Source organism: Chromohalobacter sp. 48-RD10 (assembly GCF_029889785.1).
Taxonomy (GTDB): Bacteria; Pseudomonadota; Gammaproteobacteria; order Pseudomonadales; family Halomonadaceae; genus Chromohalobacter.
This window is the reverse complement of record NZ_JARANX010000188.1, coordinates 1-877: the sequence shown is the minus strand read 5'-3', so window position 1 is coordinate 877 and position 877 is coordinate 1. Positions and strand designations below refer to the sequence as shown.

Here is an 877-nt window from a genome sequence, read left to right as displayed (position 1 = left end):
GTGCTGTTGTAAGAAAAGGGTGCAACACTAACCCCAGATGGTTTCACAAGAGCTTCGTTGCTAAAAATGAGAGACTTTGAGTTTATAGAGTTTGCTTTTTTTCTGCACAGCTAACAAAATCCTGTAAGTCTTCAGGCATTTCACTGCTTACAGAAGATAGTAATTTTTTAGAAACAAGATCATATCCCCATCCGCCATGTTGTTTTTTACATCTACCAACATAATTAGGGAATCGGGGAAAAAAAATCTTCTTGCAAAGTGGTTGTTCCTGTCCGATGTAGGCCTATATGAAAAACAAAACTTTCTAATAGAGAGGAAGGGTTTGCATTGACTTTTTCTATCATCCGGCCTCTCACATCTATAGGCGAAAAATCGATAAGAGAAAACGTTGAAGGTTCTTTATTTTTTAATTTCTTGGCAGAAAAGAGAATGCGGTATGGTTCGCTCGAGGTATGTGGAACCACACCAAGATATTCTACATCCCACGTACCATTGGTTAAATGTTTTTTGAGCCACTTACGATGCCACTCAACAGCCTTTTCAATTGCATTATTTTCGAATGAAGGGAGTTCTTTTCTTTCACCTTGATATCTTTGCAATCCAACAGAACCCTCAAAATAGATGTTTTCAGTTTTTTTAGAGAGCTCAGTCAAGCAAGATTCTGCATATTCTTTACCATTTAATGCCCATATGCGGTGCATGACGCTTAACAATAAGATTGCATCGTGGTGCTCCATTTTTTGGATGTACTGTGGACTAACTTCCGCAACTTCGAATCTTGCATTTTTATGAGCGCTCAGTCTGGCTTTATCTACTAAATTAGAATCATACTCTAGGCCAAGCGAGTAAAAGCCGATCTGGGAAATACGATTAACTG

The 877-nt window shown here is 38.4% G+C and carries 1 protein-coding gene; it reads right to left on the bottom strand.

Annotated features, from left to right (window positions below; translation table 11 throughout):
• Positions 1-224: 224 nt before the first annotated feature.
• Positions 225-877: hypothetical protein (locus tag OP496_RS18155; protein ID WP_280565383.1), on the bottom strand; the 653-nt coding region annotated here is incomplete at its 5' end.